The 22,126-nt window shown below is 63.7% G+C and carries 23 protein-coding genes and 1 other RNA gene; 10 read left to right on the plus strand and 14 right to left on the minus strand.

Annotated features, from left to right (window positions below; genetic code table 11):
* Nucleotides 1-32: 32 nt before the first annotated feature.
* The gene (locus ACTIGF_RS15175) at nt 33-1,019 is read right to left on the minus strand and encodes a hypothetical protein (RefSeq protein ID WP_439637666.1); all 987 of its coding nucleotides are present in this window, start codon (nt 1,017-1,019) and stop codon (nt 33-35) included.
* Between the two features lie 188 nt (nt 1,020-1,207).
* Between ACTIGF_RS15175 and ffs the strand changes: the two genes are divergently transcribed.
* The 6 genes from ffs (at nt 1,208) to ACTIGF_RS15205 (ending at nt 5,926) form a co-directional block, all read left to right on the plus strand.
* Nucleotides 1,208-1,304: signal recognition particle sRNA small type (gene ffs / locus ACTIGF_RS15180), an RNA gene on the plus strand.
* A 76-nt stretch (nt 1,305-1,380) separates the two neighbouring features.
* Complete coding sequence (locus ACTIGF_RS15185; protein ID WP_439637667.1) at nt 1,381-3,144, plus strand: DNA polymerase III subunit gamma/tau; 1,764 nt, start codon at nt 1,381-1,383, stop codon at nt 3,142-3,144.
* Entirely contained in the window at nt 3,141-3,485 is a 345-nt protein-coding gene (locus tag ACTIGF_RS15190) for a YbaB/EbfC family nucleoid-associated protein (protein WP_439637668.1), read from the plus strand. Before ACTIGF_RS15185 ends, ACTIGF_RS15190 begins: the two co-directional genes overlap by 4 nt.
* A 245-nt stretch (nt 3,486-3,730) precedes the next feature.
* Nucleotides 3,731-4,327: a recombination mediator RecR gene (gene recR, locus ACTIGF_RS15195; RefSeq protein ID WP_439637669.1), complete on the plus strand. Its 597-nt coding sequence runs from the start codon at nt 3,731-3,733 to the stop codon at nt 4,325-4,327.
* A gap of 11 nt (nt 4,328-4,338) precedes the next feature.
* Nucleotides 4,339-4,548, plus strand: coding sequence for a hypothetical protein (locus tag ACTIGF_RS15200; protein ID WP_439637670.1), 210 nt, complete (start codon nt 4,339-4,341; stop codon nt 4,546-4,548).
* 373 nt (nt 4,549-4,921) lie between these two features.
* Entirely contained in the window at nt 4,922-5,926 is a 1,005-nt protein-coding gene (locus ACTIGF_RS15205) for an alpha/beta hydrolase (protein WP_439637671.1), read from the plus strand.
* Here ACTIGF_RS15205 and ACTIGF_RS15210 read toward each other — a convergent pair whose 3' ends face one another.
* The 3 genes from ACTIGF_RS15210 to ACTIGF_RS15220 form a co-directional block, all read right to left on the minus strand.
* A complete protein-coding gene (locus ACTIGF_RS15210; protein ID WP_439637672.1) occupies nt 5,927-6,955 on the minus strand; it encodes a sensor domain-containing diguanylate cyclase in 1,029 nt (342 codons plus the stop codon).
* 80 nt (nt 6,956-7,035) lie between these two features.
* Nucleotides 7,036-7,827, minus strand: a complete 792-nt coding sequence (locus ACTIGF_RS15215; RefSeq protein ID WP_439637673.1) for a C40 family peptidase — start codon at nt 7,825-7,827, stop codon at nt 7,036-7,038.
* 9 nt (nt 7,828-7,836) lie between these two features.
* Nucleotides 7,837-9,207, minus strand: a complete 1,371-nt coding sequence (locus ACTIGF_RS15220; protein ID WP_439637674.1) for a leucyl aminopeptidase family protein — start codon at nt 9,205-9,207, stop codon at nt 7,837-7,839.
* 146 nt (nt 9,208-9,353) lie between these two features.
* On the opposite strand from ACTIGF_RS15220, the gene ACTIGF_RS15225 reads away from it, so the two are divergent.
* Nucleotides 9,354-10,187, plus strand: a complete 834-nt coding sequence (locus ACTIGF_RS15225; RefSeq protein WP_439637675.1) for a tetratricopeptide repeat protein — start codon at nt 9,354-9,356, stop codon at nt 10,185-10,187.
* 5 nt (nt 10,188-10,192) lie between these two features.
* On the plus strand, nt 10,193-10,966 hold the full coding sequence (locus ACTIGF_RS15230) for a class I SAM-dependent methyltransferase (RefSeq protein ID WP_439637676.1): 774 nt from the start codon (nt 10,193-10,195) through the stop codon (nt 10,964-10,966).
* Here the strand turns inward: ACTIGF_RS15230 and ACTIGF_RS15235 are convergent.
* The 10 genes from ACTIGF_RS15235 to ACTIGF_RS15280 form a co-directional block, all read right to left on the minus strand.
* Nucleotides 10,963-11,460, minus strand: coding sequence for a hypothetical protein (locus ACTIGF_RS15235; protein ID WP_439637677.1), 498 nt, complete (start codon nt 11,458-11,460; stop codon nt 10,963-10,965). The genes ACTIGF_RS15230 and ACTIGF_RS15235 overlap by 4 nt on opposite strands.
* A 69-nt stretch (nt 11,461-11,529) precedes the next feature.
* Nucleotides 11,530-12,510 carry a type II secretion system F family protein gene (locus tag ACTIGF_RS15240; RefSeq protein WP_273145906.1) on the minus strand — a complete coding sequence of 327 codons (981 nt, stop codon included), beginning with the start codon at nt 12,508-12,510 and terminating at the stop codon, nt 11,530-11,532.
* 11 nt (nt 12,511-12,521) lie between these two features.
* On the minus strand, nt 12,522-13,517 hold the full coding sequence (locus ACTIGF_RS15245) for a type II secretion system F family protein (protein WP_439637678.1): 996 nt from the start codon (nt 13,515-13,517) through the stop codon (nt 12,522-12,524).
* 3 nt (nt 13,518-13,520) lie between these two features.
* A complete protein-coding gene (locus ACTIGF_RS15250) occupies nt 13,521-15,056 on the minus strand; it encodes a CpaF family protein (protein ID WP_439637679.1) in 1,536 nt (511 codons plus the stop codon).
* 9 nt (nt 15,057-15,065) lie between these two features.
* On the minus strand, nt 15,066-16,700 hold the full coding sequence (locus ACTIGF_RS15255) for an AAA family ATPase (RefSeq protein WP_439637680.1): 1,635 nt from the start codon (nt 16,698-16,700) through the stop codon (nt 15,066-15,068).
* 13 nt (nt 16,701-16,713) lie between these two features.
* Entirely contained in the window at nt 16,714-17,370 is a 657-nt protein-coding gene (locus ACTIGF_RS15260; protein WP_439637681.1) for a CpaD family pilus assembly protein, read from the minus strand.
* Nucleotides 17,371-17,374: 4 nt separating this feature from the next.
* Nucleotides 17,375-18,967, minus strand: coding sequence for a type II and III secretion system protein family protein (locus tag ACTIGF_RS15265; RefSeq protein WP_439637682.1), 1,593 nt, complete (start codon nt 18,965-18,967; stop codon nt 17,375-17,377).
* On the minus strand, nt 18,964-19,767 hold the full coding sequence (cpaB, locus tag ACTIGF_RS15270; RefSeq protein ID WP_439637683.1) for a Flp pilus assembly protein CpaB: 804 nt from the start codon (nt 19,765-19,767) through the stop codon (nt 18,964-18,966). Before cpaB ends, ACTIGF_RS15265 begins: the two co-directional genes overlap by 4 nt.
* Before the next feature lie 96 nt (nt 19,768-19,863).
* Nucleotides 19,864-20,367, minus strand: coding sequence for an A24 family peptidase (locus ACTIGF_RS15275; RefSeq protein WP_439637684.1), 504 nt, complete (start codon nt 20,365-20,367; stop codon nt 19,864-19,866).
* Between the two features lie 151 nt (nt 20,368-20,518).
* Complete coding sequence (locus ACTIGF_RS15280; RefSeq protein WP_439637685.1) at nt 20,519-20,731, minus strand: Flp family type IVb pilin; 213 nt, start codon at nt 20,729-20,731, stop codon at nt 20,519-20,521.
* Nucleotides 20,732-21,072: 341 nt separating this feature from the next.
* On the opposite strand from ACTIGF_RS15280, the gene ACTIGF_RS15285 reads away from it, so the two are divergent.
* Together ACTIGF_RS15285 and ACTIGF_RS15290 are read left to right on the plus strand one after the other, a co-directional pair.
* The gene (locus ACTIGF_RS15285) at nt 21,073-21,519 is read left to right on the plus strand and encodes a pilus assembly protein N-terminal domain-containing protein (protein WP_439637686.1); all 447 of its coding nucleotides are present in this window, start codon (nt 21,073-21,075) and stop codon (nt 21,517-21,519) included.
* Nucleotides 21,520-21,586: 67 nt separating this feature from the next.
* Complete coding sequence (locus tag ACTIGF_RS15290; RefSeq protein WP_439637687.1) at nt 21,587-22,123, plus strand: TadE/TadG family type IV pilus assembly protein; 537 nt, start codon at nt 21,587-21,589, stop codon at nt 22,121-22,123.
* Nucleotides 22,124-22,126: the final 3 nt, after the last annotated feature.

A 22,126-nucleotide genomic window follows, 5' to 3' on the forward strand; every position in this document is an offset into this window, starting at 1 on the left:
GCAAATCGCCCAAGCCTTTCCGCGTCATCGCCCTATCGGGCGTCGGCGCCCGCCTGATCGTAATACCGGGTCTGGCGAAGCACCCTGACAGGGTCGCTAATATCGAGAAGGTCGATCAGGGCCTGATCGGGAGTCTCTGAGCTTGCGACATAATCGGCCACGATCTGACGTCCCATCCAATAGCCCAGCTCATAAGGCCAGCCGTCCGGCGCGCGCCCGGCATTGGCGTGCCAGCGGCTCAGCGCCGTGGCGGCCTCCGGCGGCAGGTTTCCGAAACTCGCGCCCGCCTCTGCGGCCGCCTTGAGAATGCGGCGATCCTGCGCGAATTCCGGCCAGAGCCAGTCCTCATTCTCCACCGCCCAGTCATGCCGGCTCTGGGTGGGGACCTGCCCGGTCACCATCAAGGACACATAGTCCGCCTGCCCTTCCAGAAGCGACATGTACAACAGCGGGTCACGCGCATAGGCGTCCATGTTCTGGCTCTGCAGGGCGTGAACCGCCTCATGGGCGAAGAAGAAGCGGAAGATGTCTCGGATATCCGCTTCCTCCTCCCCAACACGGCAAATCACTTCGAGCCCGAGCACCAGGGCGTCAGACGCCGCGGTGCCGCCCGAATTGCCCGCGCCGAAGACCACATGGATTTCCGGCAGGTCATAACCGGGAAACAGCGGCTGCATGGCGGCGTAGGTCTCTTGCAGCTCGGCGTTCATCGAATCCGCGATGGGCAGGCAGACCTCGATTCCCCGGCGATACGCTTCAGGATCCTCGGCCACAGCGCGGGCCAGATTATCAGCGTTCTGGATACGGCTGGGCGTGAACACCTCCACGCCTCGCCCGGCGCCGTCGAGATACTCCGCCTGCAAGGTTTCTGCATCAATCGCGCCGTCATGCGCGTCAAAAAGCGCGGCGAACCGGTGAGCGTCCACTGATTGTACATAGGGGGCGTCTTGCTGCGCCAGGGCCGGCAGGCTCAGCCCCACGCTCACGCTAAGGGCGAATACACATGTCTTCAGGCTCATCTTGACCGTCTTTCGTGTCTTCTTCTTTCAACCAACTCTGGCCGGCGACGGATCTGAACGCCCGTTCTCCGCCAGAGCCGTCCAGTCGAGCGCAGTCGGGCATGGATGAAAAGTGAAATTCCGGCAAGCTGTGGACATCTGCCCGCGCGTCTTGCGTTTGCCCGCTTCAATCGCGATATTGCAGACAGGAAGGCCGGCGGCGGACGAGCCCCTCGCCAACCCGGTCAGGTCCGGAAGGAAGCAGCCGTAACGAGTTTCGGTTCGGGTCGCCGTCCGGTCTTCCGCCGTCTTCCGCGTCAGTTTATCTTCCGCAGCGCCCGGACCCCTGGGCGCGCGGCCCGCGCGAAGGACTCTTTCCTTGATGGATGATCCCAACTCCGACGCGCCTCTATCTGACGCGACAGAGGCCTATAACGGCCCGGCCCTGCCCGGCCTCGAGCCTGAAGCGCCCAAGGATGATCCCGGCTATCAGGTGCTGGCGCGCAAATATCGCCCCCAGACCTTTGACGACCTGATCGGCCAGGAGCCGATGGTGCGCACGCTGACCAATGCGTTCGCCTCGGGCCGGATCGCCCACGCCTATATGATGACCGGCGTGCGCGGAGTGGGCAAAACCACCACGGCGCGCCTGATCGCGCGCGCGCTCAATTACGACACAGACAGCGTTCACCAGCCCTCCATCAGTCTCACCCCGCCGGGCCGGCATTGCGACGCCATTGCGCGCTCGGCTCATGTGGACGTGATGGAGATGGACGCCGCGTCCCGCACCGGCATTTCCGACATTCGCGAAATTCTCGACGGGGTGCGCTATGCGCCGGTCAGCGCGCGCTACAAGGTCTACATCATTGACGAGGTGCACATGCTGTCCACCTCGGCTTTCAACGCGCTTCTGAAAACGCTCGAGGAACCGCCCGAGCATGTGAAGTTCATCTTCGCCACCACCGAGATCCGCAAGGTGCCCGTGACGGTGCTGTCGCGCTGCCAGCGGTTTGACCTCAAGCGCGTGGACCGCGAGGTTCTGACCGATCATCTGGCGCGCATCTGCGACAAAGAGAACACCCGCGTCGACCGCGACGGCCTGGCCGCCATCGCCCGCGCCGCCGAAGGCTCGGTGCGTGATGCGTTGTCGCTTCTCGATCAGGCGATCGTGCAGGCCGACACCGGCGAAACCGTCACCGCCCAGCAGATCCGCGACATGCTCGGCCTCGCCGACCGCTCGCGTGTGCTGGACCTTCTGGAAGCCGCCCTTGAAAACCGCGCCAAGGATGCGCTCGACGAGCTGCGCCACCAGTATGACTCAGGCGCCGACCCGCAGGTTCTGATGCGCGATCTTCTGGATCATCTGCACGCAGTCAGCCGCATCAAGGCGGCGGGGCCGGACGCGGATCTGGGCGAGGCGCAGGAAACGGTCGACCGACTGGCGAAACTGGCCGAGGCCCATTCCCTCGCCTCTCTGGGACGGCTGTGGAAGACCACGCTGACCGGGCTTGATGATGTGCGCAATGCGCCCGATCCGGTCTCGGCGGCGGAAATGGCGGTCATCCGTCTGATGGCGGCGGCCAGCCTGCCGAGCCCTGAAGACGCCGCCCGCCTGCTCGCCGGGATCGCCCCGTCAGGCGATGGAGCAAACCCTAAGACCGGTCCGGGGGGCGAGGCGCCGTCCGGACCGCACGCCGCTCACGCTCCTGAGCCGGAGCCCGAGCCTATCGGTCCCAAAGATCTCGACGCGATGATGGTGATGATCGACGCCGCGCGCGATATCGGGCTGAAGCTCGATGTGGAGCGCTGCTTTCGTCCGGTGTCGATGAAGCCCGGCGCCATTGTCTTTGAACCCACCGAAAACGCGCCCAGCAATCTGGGCGGCCGCATCGCCGCCTTCTTGCAAGAGCAGACCGGCGAACGCTGGCTGGTGGATTCAAAGCCCAAATCCAAGGGCGGCGAGACCATCGCCGAGCGCCGTGCGCGCCTGCATGAAGAACGCATGGACGCGATCCGGCGTGACCCGGCCATGATCAAGGCGCTGACCCTGTTTCCGGGCGCAGAGATCATCACCGTTGACGACGCGCCGGAGCTCCCCACATCAGAAGATGACGACAACGCTGCGCGGCAGGAGAACTCGCGATGAAAGACCTTGGCGGGCTGATGAAGAAAGCCCAGGAAATGCAGGCCAAGATGGCCGAAGCCCAGGAGCGCCTGGACACGCTGGAAGTGACCGGCGAAGCCGGCGCCGGCCTGGTCAAGCTGACCCTGACCGCCAAAGGCGAGATGCGCGGGCTTCAGATCGACAAATCCGTCATCGATCCCGAAGACCCCGGGATGCTCGAAGACCTGATCAAGGCCGCCCATAACGACGCCAAGCGCAAGGCCGACAAGGCCCAGGCCGACGCCATGAGCGACGCCACCAAGGGCATGGGCCTGCCGCCGGGAATCGACCTGCCGTTCGGGACGAAACCGGGACCGTTTTAGGGCCGTATTCACGCGCCGAACTTATCCCTCTCCCCTCCTCGAGGGGAGAGGTTAGGTGAGGGGTGAGCGGCGGTTTGTCTGGCTCAAATCTCACAGATTGAGACGTACCCCCTCACCCGACCTCTCCCCCTTGTTCAAGGGGGAGAGGGGAAACGCACGGCTTTCAATCCCCCTCAGCGTTTCGCTTGGTGCGCCTGTCGGACCGCCCTACTCTCACAACAGTGATTCCCTGCGTCGAGGCGCCCATGTCCGCTGGTCCTGAAATCGAGCGTTTGATCCAGCTCCTCTCCAAGCTGCCCGGGCTAGGGCCGCGCTCCGCGCGGCGCGCCTCGCTGTCCTTGTTGCAAAAGCGCGAGCAATTGATGATGCCGCTGGCCGACGCTCTGGCCGAGGCGGCGGAGAAGATCAGCGCCTGCTCGACCTGCGGCAATCTTGACGTCACCGATCCGTGCGCGGTGTGCAGCGATCCTCGCCGCGATGACAGCGTCATCTGCGTGGTGGAGACCGTGGGCGATCTGTGGGCGCTGGAACGCGCCAGCGCCTTTCGCGGCCGCTATCATGTGCTGGGGGGCGTGCTCTCCGCACTCGACGGCGTCGGCCCTGAAGACCTCAACGTGGCGGGGCTGATCGAGCGGGCGGGCCGCGAGGACGTCAAGGAAATCATCCTGGCGCTCAACGCCACGGTGGACGGGCAGACCACCGCCCATTTCCTCGCCGACAAGCTGGCCGAAGCGAGCGTGGACATCACCTCGCTGGCGCGCGGCGTGCCGGTGGGCGGCGAGCTTGATTATCTCGATGACGGCACGCTGACAGCCGCCTTCCGCTCACGACGTCCGGCTTAGGATCCAGAACCATGACACCCGAAGAAGAAGAAGAAGCGTTTCGCAAGGACAAGGCCATCGCGCTAAAGCGCGCCATTCCGGTGGGAATCTGTATGTGCCTTCTCTTTGTGGCTTTGAATTACACAAGCCTCGACTGGGTCACTGGCGTTTTCGCTCTTACAGTCGGAGCAGGCATAGGCACGGCGGTGTATTTCGGAACCCTATACGGGACAAAATCCTGATTGAGGCGCCTCCTCGAACAGATGTGTAGCGCCTGCGATCTCTGGATCCCGGCCTTCGCCGGGAAAGAGAATTCAGAACAGCCCCCTCAACATGTCTTCGGACGGCTTGTCCGGCCGATCCATTCCGGTTGTTTCGATCACAGGTCACGGCATGGGTTCGCCGGATAAACCGGCGAATGACACTCATAGGGATGAAACCCCGGCCAAGCGCAGCGCTGAGCCGGGGCCTCCATCAGGATAAAGCGCCATACGTGGAGAGAGCTCCCGGGTCTTCGCTACGCTCGCCCGGGAATTCATCAACGATAGAGCCTGAAACCCCACTTGATCTTGGCGGCCAACCCGCCTGTCATGGCGCTCCAACCCAGGAGCCCTCATGACCCGTCGCACCACCCATCCCGCCGGAACCCTGACCCGGATTAAGGTCCAGTCCGAACTGTTGCAGGACAATCTGCTGGGCGATCCCACCGCGCGGGAGATCGACGTCTATGCGCCGCATGGCCATGACGGGGCGGGCCTGCCGCTGCTGGTGGACCTGACCGGCTATACAGGCTCCGGCCTGTCTCATACGGCGTGGAAGAATTTCGGCGAGAACGTGCCCGAGCGCCTGGACCGTCTGATCGGCGACGGCGTCTTGCCCCCGGTGGTCGTCGCGTTTCCCGACTGCTTCACCCGCCTGGGCGGCAATCAATATGTGAACTCCTCGGCCATGGGGCCGTGGGAAGACGTCCTGATCACCGAGTTTGTCCCCGCCGTGGAAGCTCAGTTCAAATGCGGCGGCGCGGGCAAGCGCGGCGTGTTCGGCAAAAGCTCGGGCGGCTATGGCGCGATCGTCCACGCCCTGAAGCATAATGATTTCTGGGCCGCGGCCGCGTGCCATTCCGGCGATATGGATTTCGAGCTGTGTTATGCGCGCGATTTTCCCGCAGCCCTGCGCGCCCTCGCCAAGTATGGCTCGGTGGAGGCGTTCATCCATCAGCTGGAAACCAGTGAAAAGCCAAAAGGCGACGATATTCACGCCCTGATGACGTTTGCGATGGCGGCGACCTATGATCCCGATCCCAGCCAGCCCTTCGGCGTGCGCCTGCCGGTCACGCTCGACACCTGCGAACGCCTTGAGGATTTGTGGTCAAACTGGCTGGCCTGGGATCCGCTGACCCTGGTGGAAACCCATCATGCGGGCCTGAATTCGCTCAAGGCGTTGTTCATCGATTGCGGCGATGTGGACCAGTACGACCTGGTCTATGGCGCGCGACGGCTGACCCGGCGCCTGACCGAGCTGGGCGTGAATCACCGCTATGAAGAGTTTCCCGACACCCATTCCGGCATTGATTACCGCATGGATGTCAGCCTGCCCTATCTGGCCAAAGCGCTCGTTTGATCAGGCGCTGTCTGGATAGATATTGGCGGCCACCTGACCCACTTCCAGCCGGTTCCGGCCCGCTTCCTTGGCCCGGTAAAGCGCCCGGTCCGCCAGTTCGATCAGATCGTCCGGCGACAGCGCGTAAGAGAAAAGCGGCGCGACGCCGAAGCTGGCGGTGACGCGCACCTCGTCGCCATTGGGCGCGGTCAGGCGGATGGCCTCAATGGCGCGTCGGCATCGCTCGGCGGCGACCACGGCCTGATCAAGCGCGCATTCGGTGAACAGGAGCACGAATTCCTCGCCCCCCAGCCGGCCCAGCCTGGACCCGGCCCGAACATGGTCGAGGCAGGCGTTGACCACGCTCTTGATCACAAGGTCACCGAAGGCGTGGCCATGGGTGTCGTTGATGCGCTTGAACTTGTCGATGTCAAACAAGGCGATCGACAGAAGATTGGCGTTGCGCGCCGCACGCTGGATCTCTTCTTCGACCGTCATCATCCAGTAGCGGCGCGACATCACCCCGGTCAGGGAGTCAGTGCCGGCCTGGAGGCGCAATTCAAGTTCATCCACCACCAGCTTGGCGAATTTGGTGAGCAGCTTGATTTCATGGTCGGCGAAGTCGCGCGGCTTGGTCTCGATCGCGCACAACGTCCCGATCTGATACCCGTCCGGCGACACAAGCGGCACGCCGGCATAGGCCCTGATGTGCGGTTCCCCGGTGACCAGGGGATTATCGGCGAAGCGCGGATCCGCAGCCGCATCCGCCACGATCAGCGGATCGGTCTGCTGGATGGTGTAGTTGCAAAACGCGGTGTCCCGCGCGCTTTCACACACGCTCACGCCGCGACGCGCCTTGAACCATTGCCGGTCGGCGTCCAGCAGAGTCACCGCACAGATCGGCGTCTCCAGAATGTCCTCGATCAAGGAGACGATGGTCTCAAACGGACGTTCCGGACCCGTGTCCAGAACCTGATACCGATGCAACGCCGCAAGACGCCCCGGTTCATCACCCAGTTTCACTTTGCCGAGCAAAGACGTCTCCTTCATCCACACTGTTCTGGAAGAAACAGCACGGACTATGACACACGCGATTTGATCAAGCTTTAATCAACAGGATAAACGAAGCCCTAGCCCAGGCGATAAACACCGTTCAGGGGCGCGTAATTGAAGGCGATCCGCTTTGCAGCGCGCGCCAGAGTCTCTGTCACCGTCATCATATGGTGACCATTGGCGTGCAACAGGGTTTCAGGGTCCGTCATCACGCCCACATGGCCTGGCCAGAACACCAGATCGCCGCGCTCAAGTCCGCTGAAATCCTCGGTCAGCTCGACGGCCCGGCCATTGGCTTTCGCCCAGGCTTCCTGCGGACCGGAATCGCGCGGAATGAAGCGCCCCGCCGCCTCCATGGCGGTCTGGATCAGGCCGGAACAATCCAGCCCCAGGCTTTCCTTGCCGCCCCACAGATAGGGCGTGCCTTCAAAGCGTTCGGCGACGGCGACCCAGTCAGGTTCGACCTCTTCGCCCACCGCCCGCAAATGGCTTTCCAGCACCCAGCCCATGCGTTGCGCCTCGATGAAACGGCCTTCACGCCGGGCGCCGACGATCTTGGCGTTCATGGAGACCAGAGCCAGCGGTTCGCTTTTCATCTCCGGTTCGGCATAGACATAGGTGCGCAGGGTTTTGACGGTGTGGGTGGGGATCAGCGCCGGTTCGGCCAGCGCCTCCAGCTTCACCCAGCCTTCATAACCGTCGAGCGCCGCGACGCCTTGCGCCCAGCCGTCCACCCGGCTTTGCACATGAAACACCTCTCCAGCCAGCATTTGCGTCTCCCGCGCGCCATCGCGCGACGGAGAACGCCGCAACGGCGTTGCGCTGGCGATCACCTGGTACGGCGTCGAAGAGAGGGCGGCGTCCGTCATAAGCCGATCCTAGCCGTGAAACCGGGTTCTGAGATAGGTGTAAACCGCCCGGCCCGCCAGCATTTCACCGCCCTGCGGACGCCCGGGGCGCGCCGCCGGCGTCCAGCCGAAAATGTCGAAATGCGCCCATTCTTTCGCGTCCGATCCGAACCGGCGCAGGAACAATCCTGCGGTGATCGAACCGGCGAAACGGCCCGAGCCGGTGGAGCTGAGATCGGCGATCGGGCTGTCGAGCCATTCGTCATAGCGGTTCCACAAGGGCAGACGCCAGACCGGGTCGTCAACGGATTCACCCGCCGCGGCCACACCCTCAGCAATCGCGTCCACATCAGTGTAGAACGGCGCCACGTCCGGCCCCATCGCCACACGCGCGGCGCCGGTCAGCGTCGCCATGTCGATCAGCAGCTCGGGATCGGATTCGCATGCCTTAGTGATGGCGTCCGCCAGCACCAGACGCCCCTCCGCATCGGTATTGCCCACCTCGACGGTCAGGCCCTTGCGGCTGGTCAGGATGTCGCCGGGGCGGAACGCATTGCCAGAAATGGCGTTCTCCACCGCCGGGATCAGCACATGCAGGCGCACCGGCAGCTTGGCGTCCATGATCATGGAGGCGAGGCCCAGCACCGTGGCGGAGCCGCCCATATCCTTTTTCATCAACAGCATGCCGTCGGCGGGTTTGATGTCGAGACCGCCGGAATCAAAGCACACGCCCTTGCCCACCAGCGCCAGACGCGGATGGCTCTCATCGCCCCATTCAAACTCGATCAGGCGCGGCGCGTCCGTCGCAGCGCGGCCCACCGCATGGATCATGGGATAGTTGTGCTCCAGCAGAGCGTCGCCGGTGGTGACGGTGACCGACGCGCCATGCGCGTCAGCCAGCTTGCGCGCCTCGGCTTCCAGATGCGAGGGCAGCATGTCGCCCGCCGGCGTGTTGATCAGATCACGCGTCAGCATGACGCCTTTGGCGACTCGCTCGGCCTCGGCCACATCGCAATCTTGCGCCGTCACCAGTCGCGCCGGGGCGCGTTTCGGAGATTTGTAGCGGGTGAACTGATAGCCGCCGAGCGCAAAGGCGATGGCGGTCTGGGTGGCGTCCCAGCCCTCAGGCAAGCCGTCATAGGCCCAGTCGCCTTCCGGCAGGGCCAAGGCCGCGCCCGCGGCGTCAAAAGGCGACTGACCAGAGCCCGCGCCGACCAGCGCGTCGAGCCCCGCCTCGCCCGGCAACATGACCACCTGTCCCGGTCCGGCTTCAAACCCGCTGGCGCGCGCATGGGCGGCGCTTGAATCGCTCAAGCGAGACAGCTCGGAATCCAGATCAGAAGCCGTAACCAGACGCGCCGTGCGGGCGAAATCTGAAGGCGAGGCGAAAAGGTCGGTCATGCTAACTCTTTCAATCACTCAGGTCTTGCAGGCGTCAGGCGCCAAAGGTGAACACGGCGGAAACGTTAACGACTTCTTGACCGGCTCACGGGCACTCTTATTCCATACATTTGGATGCATATAGCCTGACGTCAAAAAGGTAGAGCATGGCCCGCCTGTCTCCTGCAATCGCCGCGCTGTGGATCACCGCCAGCCTGATCGCCCTGTCCGGCTGCGCCACCCATGCCGAGCTGCAACCCACCGAACAGGAAGCCGAGCTGAGCGAAACCCTGCAGGGACGCTCCATCGCGCCCGCCACCGCGGCTGAGCGCGAGGCGATCCACAATCAGGACCTTCTGACCCAGGCGGCGTTCTGGGCGGAGGCCTATGAGCTCAATCCCGGCGACCGTGAAGCGGCCTATGAATTGTCAGACGTTTTGCGCCAGCTGGGATCCAGCCAGCGCGCCGCGGAAGTCGCGCGGCAGGCGCTGGCGCTTTATCCGGCAGATCAAGAGCTTCTGAGCGCCTACGGCATGGCGCTGACCGCGGACGGACGCGGCGCGCAAGCGGTGGAATACCTGATGCGGGCGCTCAATTCAGGCGATCCGGACTGGCGTCTGATCAACACGCTTGGCGTGGCGCTCGACCAGAGCGGCCGGCCTGACCAGGCTCGCGCACGCTTCCAGGAAGCCCTGGGCCTCGCTCCTGGCGAGCCTGCGATCATGAACAATCTGGCGCTGTCCTACTTGCTGGGCGGCGAACCCGAACGCGCCGAGACGGTTCTGCGGCAGGCGATGCAAAACGTGACGGCGGGCCCGGAAGTGCGCCAGAATCTCGCCATGGCGCTGGCGCTGCAAGGCCGGTTTGATGAAGCGCGAGAGATCGCCCTGATCGATTCCACGCCGGAAATGGCGGACGCCAATCTTGAATACATCCGCGCCCTGATGAGCAGCCCGCGAAGCTGGGAGCAGCTGCGAGGCTCTGAAGCGCTGGGCGGCTAGGCGTCATGGGCTCTGACACCCTTGAGCGCAGCGCCGCTTACTGGAACAAGCAAGCCGCCGATGAAGAGCGCTGGAGCGCACCGGTGGACGCCGACACCATCGCTCGCGCGCGCGCAGGCGACTGGTCGATCGTCCTGACGCCGGAAAAGGCCGTTCCGCGCGCCTGGTTCCCGTCCGATCTCAAACACGTGCAACTGCTCGCTCTCGCGGGGTCAGGCGGTCAGCAAGCGCCGGTGCTGGCTGCGGCCGGCGCGCCTGTGACCGTGTTCGATCTGTCGGAAGGCCAGCTGGGCAAGGACCGGCTGGTCGCAGAGCGCGAGGGTCTGGACCTGCGTCTGGAGCAAGGCGACATGGCCGACCTGTCGCGCTTTGCCGACGCCAGCTTTGATCTTGTGGTGAACCCGTGTTCAGTCTGCTTTGTCGCCGATGTGGAGCCCGTATGGCGCGAAGTCGCCAGAGTGTTGCGCCCCGGCGGACGGTTCATGACCGGCTTCATCAACCCGCTGTTTTTCCTGTTCGACCATGACACGCCCGGCGCGGACCGGTTACAGGCGCGTTTCGCCCTGCCCTATGACAGCACCAGCCCCGAGCTGCGCGAGCGCGCACAGGCGCTTGGGGTGGACGAATTCAGCCACAGCATCGACGCCTTGATGGGCGGCCAGATGCGGGCCGGTCTTCGCCTGATCGACCTGTATGAAGACAACTGGCCGGGCGCCGACCTCGCCATCGACGCTCTCACACCGCTTTACATCGCCACGCTGGCGGAAAAACCGCTCTAGACCTCGCCCACATCAGGCGGCGGCGCCATGGGCGGCGGGGCGGTCTGCACGTCTTCGACTTTTTTCAGCGGAAACCGGGTCTTGAGTGACTGGCTGACCATGATCTGATCAAAGCGGAAATTCTCCGCTTCAGCCCGCAGCTCCACCGGCGCCCGTCCGTCCTTGGACGCTTCAATGGCGCGATAGAGCGCATACAGGCGTAGATAGCCCTTGTCGTCCTTGGTCAGAGAGGTCTCATCAAGGCCCGCGCAGACTTCCAGAAGCTTGGCGTTGCCGGCCCGGCGCTTGCCGCTGGCGAGGTCCACCACAGCGGAGGCCAGAGCCGGTTTCCAGCCGCCATCAGCGAATTTGAGCTTGCGGGGAACCGCCGCCAATTCCTCACGCGCGCGATTCAGATCGCCTTCAGCCAGCGCGTCCAGGGCGTGTTCCGCCGCCTGGTCGGCGATCCGAATCGCCTCCCGACGCTTGGCCACAGCCTTTTCACCACCAAACATGCCTTGACGGCTCCCTCTGAACGCGACGCCCGGTTTTAACCCATAGCGCAGACCGCAGCCTAGCGAGGCTTACATGTTTTGAAAACTGATCGCGGCGGGGCCAATGATCACGACAAACAGAACCGGCAGGAAAAACAGGATCATCGGCACGGTCAGCTTGGCCGGCAGGGCCGCCGCTTTCTTTTCCGCATTGCTCATGCGCATGTCGCGGTTTTCCTTGGCCATGACCCGCAGCGCCTGCCCCAGCGGCGTGCCGTAACGCTCCGCCTGGATCAGGGCGGTCGCCACCGCCTTCACCCCAGCGTGATTGGTGCGCTTGCCCAGATTTTCAAACGCCATCCGCCGGTCCTGCAGATAGGCCAGCTCGGCGTTGGTCAGGGACAATTCCTCGGCCAATTCCATCGAATTGGTGCCGATTTCGGCCGCGACCTTGTGCAGGGCCGCTTCGATGGACATGCCCGCCTCAACGCAAATCAGCAGCAGATCGAGCGAGTCCGGGAAGGCCTGCATGATGGAGTCGCGCCGCTTGGCGGCCTTGTTGGACAGGTAGATGCCCGGCGCATAATAGCCCAGCACCGCCAGCCCCATCACCACGGTCAGGCGCTGCATCAGCGGCAAGCCGAAATCATTGACCACCCACAGATAGAAAAAGCCGATCAGGCCCAATACGGGCGGAATGGCGAAGCGGGCGAAATAGAAGGCGTAGACCGGCCCCTGACCGCGATAGCCGGCCTGAACCAGCTTGGTCTTCAGATTGGCGTCTTCCAGCAAGGTTGCGAGATTGAGCTTCTCCACCACCTTGCGGTAGAGCGAACGGGTGTCCTTGCCGCGCAGGCCGCCTTTTTTCTCGGCGGCGGACTTCTCAAGCTCTTCACGCGCCTTGCGCCGCAACTCATCCCGGCGATTGGCGACCGCTTTCATGCGCTTGTTGAGGTCATTGCCCCCAAACGCCGGCGCGGACAGCGTCCACACGGTCGCAAACACAAGCCCGGCGGCGATGACCGCGAACAGATTGGCCGGGGTGACGATCCAGTTGATGAAATCACTCATGGCGCCCCCCCCTACATCTTGAAATTGATCATGCTGCGCATGACCAAGATCCCGGTGAGCATCCACACGCCGCCGCCCAGAAGCAGGAAATGCCCGGTCGGCGTGGTCAGAAGCGGCGTCATGTAATCGGGCGACATGATGGACACCATCACCCCCACGCCCGGCGGCAAGGAGCCGATGATCCAGGCGGAAGCCTTGGCTTCAGACGACAGCGCGCCGACCTTCTCACGCATCATCTTGCGCGCGCGCAAAACGGTGGAGAGGTTGTTGAGCGCCTCGGCGAGATTGCCGCCCGCCTTTTGCTGAATGGCCAGCACAGTGGTGAAGAAGGACAGCTCTGACAGCGGCATGCGGCGATACATGCGGCGCATGCCCTCTTCCACATCCACGCCGACGGCGAGGCCCTCCACCAGAAGCTGGAATTCCTGCTTCACGGGCGCCTCGCCTTCCTGGGCGATGATCTTCAGCGTCTCATTGAGCGGCAGGCCGGACTTCACCCCGCGCACGATGATATCGAGCGCATCGGCGAAGTTCTCGGTGAATTTCTTCTGGCGCGTATTGCGCATCATCCCCAGCACCCATCGCGGCAGGCCGAGCCCGGCGATAACGGCGGCGGCGATCGAGATCAGCGGATTCAGGCCCGCAATAAGAACGGCGAAAGCTGCGACGAAGCCCAGAATGGCGGAAAAGATCCAGAACTGCATCGGCCCGGTTTTCAACAAGCCCGCCTGATCCAGACGTGCGCGCAAGGTCAGCGACTGTTTGCGCTCGGCCTTCTGGCGCTCTTCAAGTTCCTTGAGGCCTTCCTGGATCTGACGCCGTTTCTGGTTGGCGCTGTCCACCGCCGAAACCCGGCGACGCCCCGCCTGCAACGGCCCGCCAACCGCGCCTTCCAGGCGCATCTTGCGGTTTTTCTCCTCGCCGGACCCCACAAACGCAAAGCCCACGCCGGCCACGGCGATGAAGGCGCATCCAGCAGCGACATAAAGGGCGAGTTCGGGGGGCATGGATCAGGCCTCCGACGCGTCGAGGGCGGCGGCCAGCTGAGCGTCGAGCCCGAAATAGCGCGCGCGTTCCCAGAAGTTCGGACGAGCGATGCCGGTGGAGACGTGACGGCCGGTGATGTCGCCGTTCTCGTCTTCACCCGTGATCTCGTACAGGAACAGGTCCTGGGTGATGATCACATCGCCTTCCATGCCCAGCACTTCGGTCACATGGGTGATCTTGCGCGATCCGTCGCGCAGGCGCGCGGCCTGGATGATCACGTCGATCGAGCCTGAGATCATCTCGCGGATCGTTTTGGTGGGCAGGTTGTAGCCGCCCATGGTGATCATGGATTCAATCCGGCTCAGCGCCTCTCGCGGCGAGTTGGCGTGCAGCGTGCCCATGGAGCCGTCATGGCCGGTGTTCATGGCCTGCAACAGGTCAAAGGATTCAGGTCCACGCACCTCGCCCACGATGATCCGCTCGGGGCGCATCCGCAGACAGTTCTTCACCAGATCGCGCATGGTGACCTGGCCTTGCCCCTCAAGGTTCGGCGGGCGGGTCTCAAGGCGCACCACATGCGGCTGCTGCAGCTGGAGTTCCGCGGCGTCTTCACAGGTGATGATCCGCTCGTCTTCGCCGATAAAGCCCGTCAGACAATTGAGCAGCGTCGTCTTGCCCGAACCGGTGCCGCCCGAGATCAGCACATTGGCGCGGCAGGCGCCGATGATCTCAAGGATGCGCGCGCCTTCGGGCGAAATCGAGCCGAACTCCACAAGGTTCTGGAGCTTGAGCTTGTCTTTCTTGAATTTCCGGATGGTCAGCGTCGGGCCGTCCAGCGACAAGGGCGGGGCGATGACGTTCACCCGGCTGCCATCGGCCAGACGCGCGTCACAGATCGGCGAGCTTTCATCCACCCGGCGGCCCACCTGGGACACGATACGCTGACAAATGTTCATCAGCTGGCCGTTATCGCGGAACTTGATATTGGTCTTCTGGACACGACCGCTGACTTCAATGAACACGTCGCCTGCGCCATTGACCATGATGTCGGCGATGTCGTCGCGCGCCAGCAAGGGCTCGAGCGGACCATAGCCGAGCACATCATTACAGATGTCCTGAAGCAGTTGCTCCTGCTCGGCGATGGACATGGCCACGTTCTTGATCGAGATGATCTCGGTGACGATGTCGCGGATTTCATCGCGCGCGGTCTCATTGTCGAGGCGCGCGAGCTGACCAAGATCGATGGTGTCGATCAGGGCGTTAAAGATGGTGGTCTTGACCGCATAGTATTCCGCCGACCGCTCAGCGCCGATGGTGGCGGCCTGATTGGCGGCCTTGGGCTTGAGCGCAGCAGCGGGTTTGGGCTTGGGCGCTGCGGCGGGGGCCGCTGCAGGCGCAGGCTGAGCCGAAGCTGCAGGTTTGGCCGGTGCAGGGCTGGGCGCCGCAGGCGGACGCGACTGGGTCGTTACGCCGCTCTCTCCGCCCTGGGACGGACGCGGCGCGCCGCCGCCGAACTGACGCGGCGGGGTTTGCGAACCGGTGGGGCGCTTACCGAACATGAGCGAGCGTTAGCCTTTTCCCAGAAGCGAGCCGAACAGGGATTTGCGACGCGGCGAGGCCGGCGCGCGACCGGTCAGTTGCGCGGCCAGATGCGAGAACCCGTCCGCCGCTTTCGACTTGGGATCCACTTCAGGGATCATCTGGCCGTTATTGGCGGCCTTGCCGAACAGGGCGGGCTCGAACGGCAGCACCAGAACCGGCGCCGCGCCCAGCGCGTCCGAGAAGTCCTTGAGCGGAATGTCGGGCTTTTTCGGACACCCGGCCATGTTCACCACCACCTTGGGCGGTTCGTCATTGGGGCGGGCGTTATGCACCAGATCAAACAGGTTCTTGGCGTTGCGCAGGCTGGCGAGATCGGGCGTCACCGTCACCACCACCTGGTCTGCGCTCAAAAGGGTCTGGCGCACCCAGGGGCTCCAGGCGTGGGGCAGATCCAGCGCGACGAACGGCGCCTGACGGCGCACCTTGTCGAGCACCGTCTCAAACGCTTCCGATCCGAAATCCCAGTCGCGCTCCAGCGTCGCGGGCGCGGAAAACAGGCTCAGCCGTTCCGTGCAGCGCACCAGCAGGCGATCGAGCAGCGCATCGTCGAGCCGGTCAGGCTCTTCAAGCGCCATGGCGATGGTCTGGGCCGGGTCCTGATTGAAATCGAGGCCCGCCGTCCCGAATGAGAGATCAAGATCGACCAGCACCGCATCAGACCGCAGACCCTCGGTCATCTGCCAGGCGACGTTATGCGCGATGGTGGAGGAGCCCACCCCGCCCTTGGCGCCGATAAAGGCGATGGAGCGGCCGGCGAACGGCGCTTCAGGGTCCAGGAACAGGCCGGAAATCGTCGAGATCAGGTGCAGCGGCGTCATCGGCGGGACGAGATACTCGCTAACCCCGCGCTTGATCAGCTCGCGATAGAGGGTGATGTCATTGGCCGCGCCAATGATGATCACCTTGGTGTCGCCGTCACAGACCGCCGCCAGATCTTCAAGCTGCTGGAACAATTCGCGACCGCGCATGCCGGTCTCAAGGATCAGCAGCTCCGGCGTGCTCTCGTCATGAAAGCGCTCGATGGCGGCGGACAGACCGCCCAGCTCAACGGTCACATGGGTGCGCGCCATGCGGCGGTCATCGGCGGCGTGATGGATCAGACGCCCGGTCTCCGGGCTCTCACAAAACGCATGGATCGCAATGCGCGGGACCGGCTGATTGATCAGGGATTCATCGGGGCCGGACACCGCCGAAATTTCACCCGACATGCCGCCCGACCCGATGGGCGAGGTCAGCGGCAGGGAATCCGCATCGCCGAACGGGTCAGTCTTGGCGTCGCGCGCCGGGGCCTGAGCCGGGCGCAACGGCGCCGCCGGCTCATACCCGTCGAACTCATCATCATAACCGGCGTGCTGATTGGCGTCGGCCAGACGGGCGCCGAACGGACGCGCGCCGGGATCCGCAGCAGGCTGCGTCGCCGCGTTCACATCGCCAAAGCCCTCTTCTTCGCCGAGCATACGGCGTTCAATGCTTTCCGCATCGTAGAACGGGTCTTCCGGCGCTGCGTTCAACGGCTCTTGCGGCGTATACGCGTCCTCGGCGACGAATTCGTCGGCGACGTCGAACGCTTCATCTTCAAAGGCGTCAGCGGTGCGGTTCATAGCCATACCCTAATTAATTGCCGACGCTGGAGCTGACGGCTCCACTTTCGCGGTCGGAGCGCTCACTGGCGGTGGACTGGCCCCGCCGGTAATTGTCGAGCACGCCCTGACGACGCGCGGAATCGGGCGCGTCCAGGGTGCGCGGCGCCACCAGATCGCGCGGATCGGCGACCATGCTGGCGAGATTGTTGGCGGTGGCGCAGCCAAAGCGCGGCCAGGTCTCATTCGGACGCGCGCGCGCCATGTCCGTCCAGGTGGTCGAGCATTCCGGCGCAATCGCTTCGTATCGGGTGAAGGAGAAGATCACCGGCGCGCTGACCCGGCCGCCCGCTTCATACGCGCCGCCGGAAATCTGACGCCAATCGAGCCCGGCTGCGTACAGCCGCGTGCGCGCCTCGGCGATGGCGCCGATCGCGGCGTCCGCATTGCCGGCGTTTTGCGGATAGGAGATCACCAGCGGACCATGGCCGCGCGCCTTGTACTCGGCGGCGACGGCCTCGATCACGTCGATCTGGTTCCAGGTCAGCCCGTTGTCGATGGCGCTGACCTCCATGCTGACGCGGACGGTTTCCGCCGCAGCCGTGGCGCGCGGACGCGGGTCTGGGGCGCTGGCGCAGCCGGCGACGACCAGAGCGCCGGCGACCATCAGGCTTTTGAAGACAAGATTCATCACGCTACTCCAGCACAAAGCCGACCGGGCCTGACCAGCCACGGTTTTCCACCTGCGCGCCCGGCGCGGCGTAAACCCGATTCAGACGTCCCAGAAAGGCGCCCGCGGCCAGCGAGGACACGGCGAACCCTTCCGCCGGGCTTTCCAGATCATTGGGATTGACCGGGTCCACCAGATACGGCGTGACCACGACCACAAGCTCGGTTTCATTATTGGCGAAATCACGAGACCGGAAGAGAGAGCCCAGCACCGGCATGCGCTCGATCCCCGGGACGCTGTCCATGGCCTGGCGCGTCTCTTCACGGATCAGGCCCGCAATCACCATGGAGCCGCCGGAGGGCAGCTCGACCGTGGTCTCGGCGCGGTTCACCGACAGAGCCGGAATGGTCACGCCGGGCACGGAGCCGGTGACATTGCCGTCGCTGTCCGTGATCACGGTCGAATTCAGAGAAATCGCACCTTCATTGGACAGCTCGGAGACTTCCGTGGAGACCCGCAGTGAGATCCGGCCTTCGGACAGAACGACGGGGGTGAAGCCCAGCCCGACGCCGAAGGGTTTGAACTCGATGGTGACATTGCCGTCGCGGTCACGGCCCACCGGCACAGGGAATTCCCCGCCCGCCAGGAATTGCGCCGGCTCGCCCGAAATGGCGGTGATGTTGGGTTCGGCCAGCGTCCGCACCAGCCCCACGCGCTCGAGCGCGTTCAACGTGGCGGAGATGGAGCTTTGCAGCACGCCGTCCACAAGGTTCCGGGTGCCGATCGTGCCCGCCAGACCGCCAAGCGCCGCACCCGCGACGCCAAAGGCGTTGGACGTGCCCCAGCTGGAATTGTTCTGGAAGCGTCCGGGCTGATAGACCTCGAAAATGGGCGCGCCGTTCTGGTCAAACAACGGGTCGCCGCGATCATTGGTGGCGGCGGTGCGAATGTTCGGCGTGAATTCGCCAAACGCCTGCTCGCCGCTCAGATTGACGCCCAGCTGGCGCACCAAAGTGCGCTCCATCTCGACAATGCGCACCTGCAAGGTGACCTGGTCGCGGCCTTCCACGGTCAGGAAGGAGACGACCTGATCGGGGTTATCCACCCAGCGTTGCGCCACCCGCAAGGCGGTGTCGGCGGCGGAGGCGGACGGGACCTGACCGGACAGCACGATATTGGCGTTCATGCTTTCCGCCTGCACCCGGCCTTCAGGGACGAAGCGGTCCAGCGCGTCCTGCAAAGCGGCGATGTCGCGCTCGACCCGGACATTGAGGTCGAGGATCAGTCCGCCATCGGCGTCAAAGAAGAAGATATTGGTGCGGCCCACATCCTGACCCAACACGAACGCGCGCCGAGCAGTGCGCACCACGGCGCTGGCGACTTCGTCGTTGGCGATGACCACATCGGCGGCGTCATCGGGCAGATGAATGACGGCGGCTTGCCCCAGCGGCAATTGCAGGCTTTCCGACGCCGGGCCTGCGCCCGGTTCGCGGATATGAACCTGCAAGGTGTTGTTGGCTTCGGTCCGGCCGCCTGACAGCTGGGCCTGCGCAGAAAACGCGCAAGCCGCCGCAAGCACGGCGGCGGCGCAGACAGCCTTGGAGATGGATATCATCATGGCGTCCCTCCCAGGGCGACGCGCTGTTCGGCGCCATAGCGGATGATGCGCACTTCACGGCCATTCTGGGTTTGACCATTGGACGATCCGTCCGGCAGGCGAGGCCCGCCTTCGCGATCCGCGACAGAACGCAGGGCCAGGACGATGTCGCCCTCGGCCACGCCCAGGGCCACGGCCCGGGTCTGCTCCGGGGTCAATTCCAGCGTGGCGGTCGAGCCCAGCACGACGCTCTCGCCGTCTTCCACATAGGTCTGGTCAATGGCGAGCACGCGCACATTCTCCACGAGCACGTCGGAGACATACCCCCGGTCGCGCACTGATGTGGTCACCAGAACATCCACCCGGTCATTGGGCAGGATGAACCCGCCCGCACCCGCTTCTGCAGAAATCGGCACCGCCACGGCGCGCATGCCCGGATCGATCACGGCGGCCATGAAGCCCGCCTCACCCGGCTGCACCAGCTTGCCCGGCAGGATCGGCTCGCCATCCACAAAGGCGGCGCGGGCGATCGAACCGCTCAGGGTTTCAAGCGCATCCGGATTGTCATTGCGATTGAGGAAGGCGGGCATCACCGCTTCGACGGGCCAGTCCGTCCAGCGAAAATCAGACGCGCTGACGCGCATGGACGGGCTTATGTCACGCGCGGCGACAAGCACCTGCATCACTTCAGGCTCGGCCGCCTGTTCCACAATGACAGGCGCCGGCGCGGCGGCAGGCTGCATGGCGCTGCGCACAAAGACAGCGGCGAATACAGCCGCCAGCGCAGCGACAGCGAGCACGATCAGGCGGACAGCGTTCATCTCGGACCCCAAAACCCTTTTACGCACAAGGCGTCAGCAGGTATCAGAGCCGATAATTCTCAAGGCCGCGTTAATGCTAGGTGATCAGCGCGTTAACTATCCGGTGTAGACTGCAAACATCTGGGCCTGGGGCAGCACCAGCAAAGCGCCCGCCGCGATGGCGATCGCATACGGCACCGGCGCGCCCTGAGCGAGCGCGGTCGCGCCCAGTACATCCGATGAAATCGGCAGCATGTTCACGATCTGACGCGCGATCACCAGGATCACCGCCAGCACACCGCCCGCCGCCACGGCGATCAGAAGAAAGGCCAGCCCGTCCGGCCAACCGAACCACAGCGCGCCAGTCGCCAGCAATTTGACATCGCCGCCGCCAACCCAACCCGGCGCCCAGAGCGCCATGCCCAGCACAAGCACGCCGAGCCCGGTCAGAAACGACAATCCGGCATCCATCCAGCCCAGGCCGAGAAAAGGCGCAGCGATGACCCAGCCGGCCAACAAGGCGCCCGGCACCCAATTGGGAATGGTGAAGCTGCGCACGTCGTACCAGACGGCGCACAACATCAGAAAGGCGAAACCCAACAGGGCGATATTGGAGATCATGACCCGGACCCGGACACAGCGACAGAAGTCCAAAGCCTAGGCGCTTATGCTTAAGGCTTCTCAAACGCGCTTCATCCGCCCGCAAATGCAGAAAAGCCGCCCCTTTCGGGACGGCTTTTCACATGCGTTGCTGTAGTCAGCGCTGCGAGGCTTAGCCTTCGCCGCCGCCTTCACCGCCGCCAGCCGCGCCGCCGTTTGCGGTGGAGAGCTGCGTGCCCACATTGGTGAAGGTGGTGCTGAGGTTAGTGCCGAGGGTCGTCACGGCCGTGATGATCACGACGGCGATCAGCGCAGCGATCAGACCGTATTCGATCGCGGTGGCGCCAGACTCATCTTTCAGAAAACGCGAAACCAGGTTGTTCATCCCATCCACTCCATAGATATTTTTCTGTGGCCCCAGGATCGCAGACTTGTTGCCGCCCCGTCCTGAATGCATGTGGAGTAAAACCCGAAGACGATTTAAAGCGAGTAAAAATCCATGCTTTATTTTTGGTAAAAATCAAAAGTCTCGGCTATAACTAATAAAAGGTAAACGCAAACTCCAACAGCGTTCAAAGCATCAACACCAATAAACAACTTGCTAACTTGATCTCTCCTTAAGCCTGCGCACGGTCGTTCTTCAAGCCCCGGATGCAGAAACAGCGTTTAGGTTTCCTTCACGGCCCGACCCCATACTGACGCCAACTCTATAGAGAGAGGCCTGTCATGGGTTTTCGCGCTATCGCCATCGCCGTCAGTCTGGTTCTGGGTCTGGGCTCCGCCCAGGCGCGGGAATTTGTCGTCTCCGCCGATCAGGCGGGACTGATCCGGCTGCCCGGCGACGCGGCAGGCGTGATTGTGGGCAATCCCGGCATCGCCGACGCCACGCTCTATGACTCACGCACCCTGTTTGTGACCGGCAAGGTGTTCGGCCGCACCAATCTCATCGTGCTCGATGAAGCCGGCCGCGTTCTGTACACCTCTGATCTTGTGGTGGCGCAGCCCGATAGCGGAACCGTTCAGATCTTCCGCAGTTCAGGCCGCCCCGAGACTTATGTCTGCGCGCCGACCTGCCAGGCCCTGCCCCAGATCGGTGATGACCAGAGCTGGTTCAACGATATGAACATCCAGCGCAACGCGATCCGTGACGGCGCGGGCGCCGCCGAAAATTAACTCTACCGTTTCATCGGGCATTAAGCGCTCTGCCGCATACTCCCGCCTTCATGAAGAGGGTGGGATCATGCCGCTTAAGGCGACGATCAAAAACAGTTTGAGCCGCTTCATCCGTGCGCGGCGGGGCGCGGCGGCGGTCGAGTTCGCACTGATCGCAGCACCGTTTTTCCTGTTGATCTTCGCCACGCTGGAAGTCGCCCTGTTCTTTCTGGGCTCCACCATCATCGAGAACGGCGTCCACGAAGCGGCGCGCAGCATTCGGACAGGCCAGCTTCAGCAATCAAACCAAACCGTCGCGGATTTTCGCGGCTCGATCTGCGAGCGCATCAGCTCGGTGGCTGACTGCAGCCGCATCAGTGTGGATGTGCGCACCTTTGACTCTTTCTCCTCAAGCTCGACCGGCGCGCCCTTGAACGGAGAAGGCGAAATTGACGATAGCGATTTCACCTTCGATCCCGGCGGCGGCGGCGATGTGGTGGTCGTGCGCGTGTTCTATGACTGGCAGCTGATGGCGCCGGGCGTGATCTCGGGCATGTCCAATATGGGCGGCAACAAACGCCTGATCACCGCCACCGCCGTGTTCAGGAATGAGCCCTTTGAGTAGCCC

The organism is Oceanicaulis sp. (assembly GCF_051859625.1).
Taxonomy (GTDB): domain Bacteria; phylum Pseudomonadota; class Alphaproteobacteria; order Caulobacterales; family Maricaulaceae; genus Oceanicaulis.

What these genes read in the sequence shown, in the direction of transcription:
- ACTIGF_RS15235 (WP_439637677.1), bottom strand. Translation starts at nt 11,460, where the DNA reads ATGTTTGGTGGTGAAAAGGCTGTGGCCAAGCGTCGGGAGGCGATTCGG.
- cpaB (WP_439637683.1), bottom strand. Translation starts at nt 19,767, where the DNA reads ATGAACGCTGTCCGCCTGATCGTGCTCGCTGTCGCTGCGCTGGCGGCT.
- ACTIGF_RS15215 (WP_439637673.1), bottom strand. Translation starts at nt 7,827, where the DNA reads ATGACGGACGCCGCCCTCTCTTCGACGCCGTACCAGGTGATCGCCAGC.
- ACTIGF_RS15240 (WP_273145906.1), bottom strand. Translation starts at nt 12,510, where the DNA reads ATGAGTGATTTCATCAACTGGATCGTCACCCCGGCCAATCTGTTCGCG.
- ACTIGF_RS15260 (WP_439637681.1), bottom strand. Translation starts at nt 17,370, where the DNA reads ATGAATCTTGTCTTCAAAAGCCTGATGGTCGCCGGCGCTCTGGTCGTC.
- ACTIGF_RS15250 (WP_439637679.1), bottom strand. Translation starts at nt 15,056, where the DNA reads ATGTTCGGTAAGCGCCCCACCGGTTCGCAAACCCCGCCGCGTCAGTTC.
- ACTIGF_RS15210 (WP_439637672.1), bottom strand. Translation starts at nt 6,955, where the DNA reads ATGAAGGAGACGTCTTTGCTCGGCAAAGTGAAACTGGGTGATGAACCG.
- ACTIGF_RS15190 (WP_439637668.1), top strand. Translation starts at nt 3,141, where the DNA reads ATGAAAGACCTTGGCGGGCTGATGAAGAAAGCCCAGGAAATGCAGGCC.
- ACTIGF_RS15245 (WP_439637678.1), bottom strand. Translation starts at nt 13,517, where the DNA reads ATGCCCCCCGAACTCGCCCTTTATGTCGCTGCTGGATGCGCCTTCATC.
- ACTIGF_RS15185 (WP_439637667.1), top strand. Translation starts at nt 1,381, where the DNA reads ATGGATGATCCCAACTCCGACGCGCCTCTATCTGACGCGACAGAGGCC.
- ACTIGF_RS15255 (WP_439637680.1), bottom strand. Translation starts at nt 16,700, where the DNA reads ATGAACCGCACCGCTGACGCCTTTGAAGATGAAGCGTTCGACGTCGCC.
- recR (WP_439637669.1), top strand. Translation starts at nt 3,731, where the DNA reads ATGTCCGCTGGTCCTGAAATCGAGCGTTTGATCCAGCTCCTCTCCAAG.
- ACTIGF_RS15200 (WP_439637670.1), top strand. Translation starts at nt 4,339, where the DNA reads ATGACACCCGAAGAAGAAGAAGAAGCGTTTCGCAAGGACAAGGCCATC.
- ACTIGF_RS15205 (WP_439637671.1), top strand. Translation starts at nt 4,922, where the DNA reads ATGACCCGTCGCACCACCCATCCCGCCGGAACCCTGACCCGGATTAAG.
- ACTIGF_RS15225 (WP_439637675.1), top strand. Translation starts at nt 9,354, where the DNA reads ATGGCCCGCCTGTCTCCTGCAATCGCCGCGCTGTGGATCACCGCCAGC.
- ACTIGF_RS15275 (WP_439637684.1), bottom strand. Translation starts at nt 20,367, where the DNA reads ATGATCTCCAATATCGCCCTGTTGGGTTTCGCCTTTCTGATGTTGTGC.
- ACTIGF_RS15265 (WP_439637682.1), bottom strand. Translation starts at nt 18,967, where the DNA reads ATGATGATATCCATCTCCAAGGCTGTCTGCGCCGCCGCCGTGCTTGCG.
- ACTIGF_RS15220 (WP_439637674.1), bottom strand. Translation starts at nt 9,207, where the DNA reads ATGACCGACCTTTTCGCCTCGCCTTCAGATTTCGCCCGCACGGCGCGT.
- ACTIGF_RS15280 (WP_439637685.1), bottom strand. Translation starts at nt 20,731, where the DNA reads ATGAACAACCTGGTTTCGCGTTTTCTGAAAGATGAGTCTGGCGCCACC.
- ACTIGF_RS15285 (WP_439637686.1), top strand. Translation starts at nt 21,073, where the DNA reads ATGGGTTTTCGCGCTATCGCCATCGCCGTCAGTCTGGTTCTGGGTCTG.
- ACTIGF_RS15230 (WP_439637676.1), top strand. Translation starts at nt 10,193, where the DNA reads ATGGGCTCTGACACCCTTGAGCGCAGCGCCGCTTACTGGAACAAGCAA.
- ACTIGF_RS15290 (WP_439637687.1), top strand. Translation starts at nt 21,587, where the DNA reads ATGCCGCTTAAGGCGACGATCAAAAACAGTTTGAGCCGCTTCATCCGT.
- ACTIGF_RS15175 (WP_439637666.1), bottom strand. Translation starts at nt 1,019, where the DNA reads ATGAGCCTGAAGACATGTGTATTCGCCCTTAGCGTGAGCGTGGGGCTG.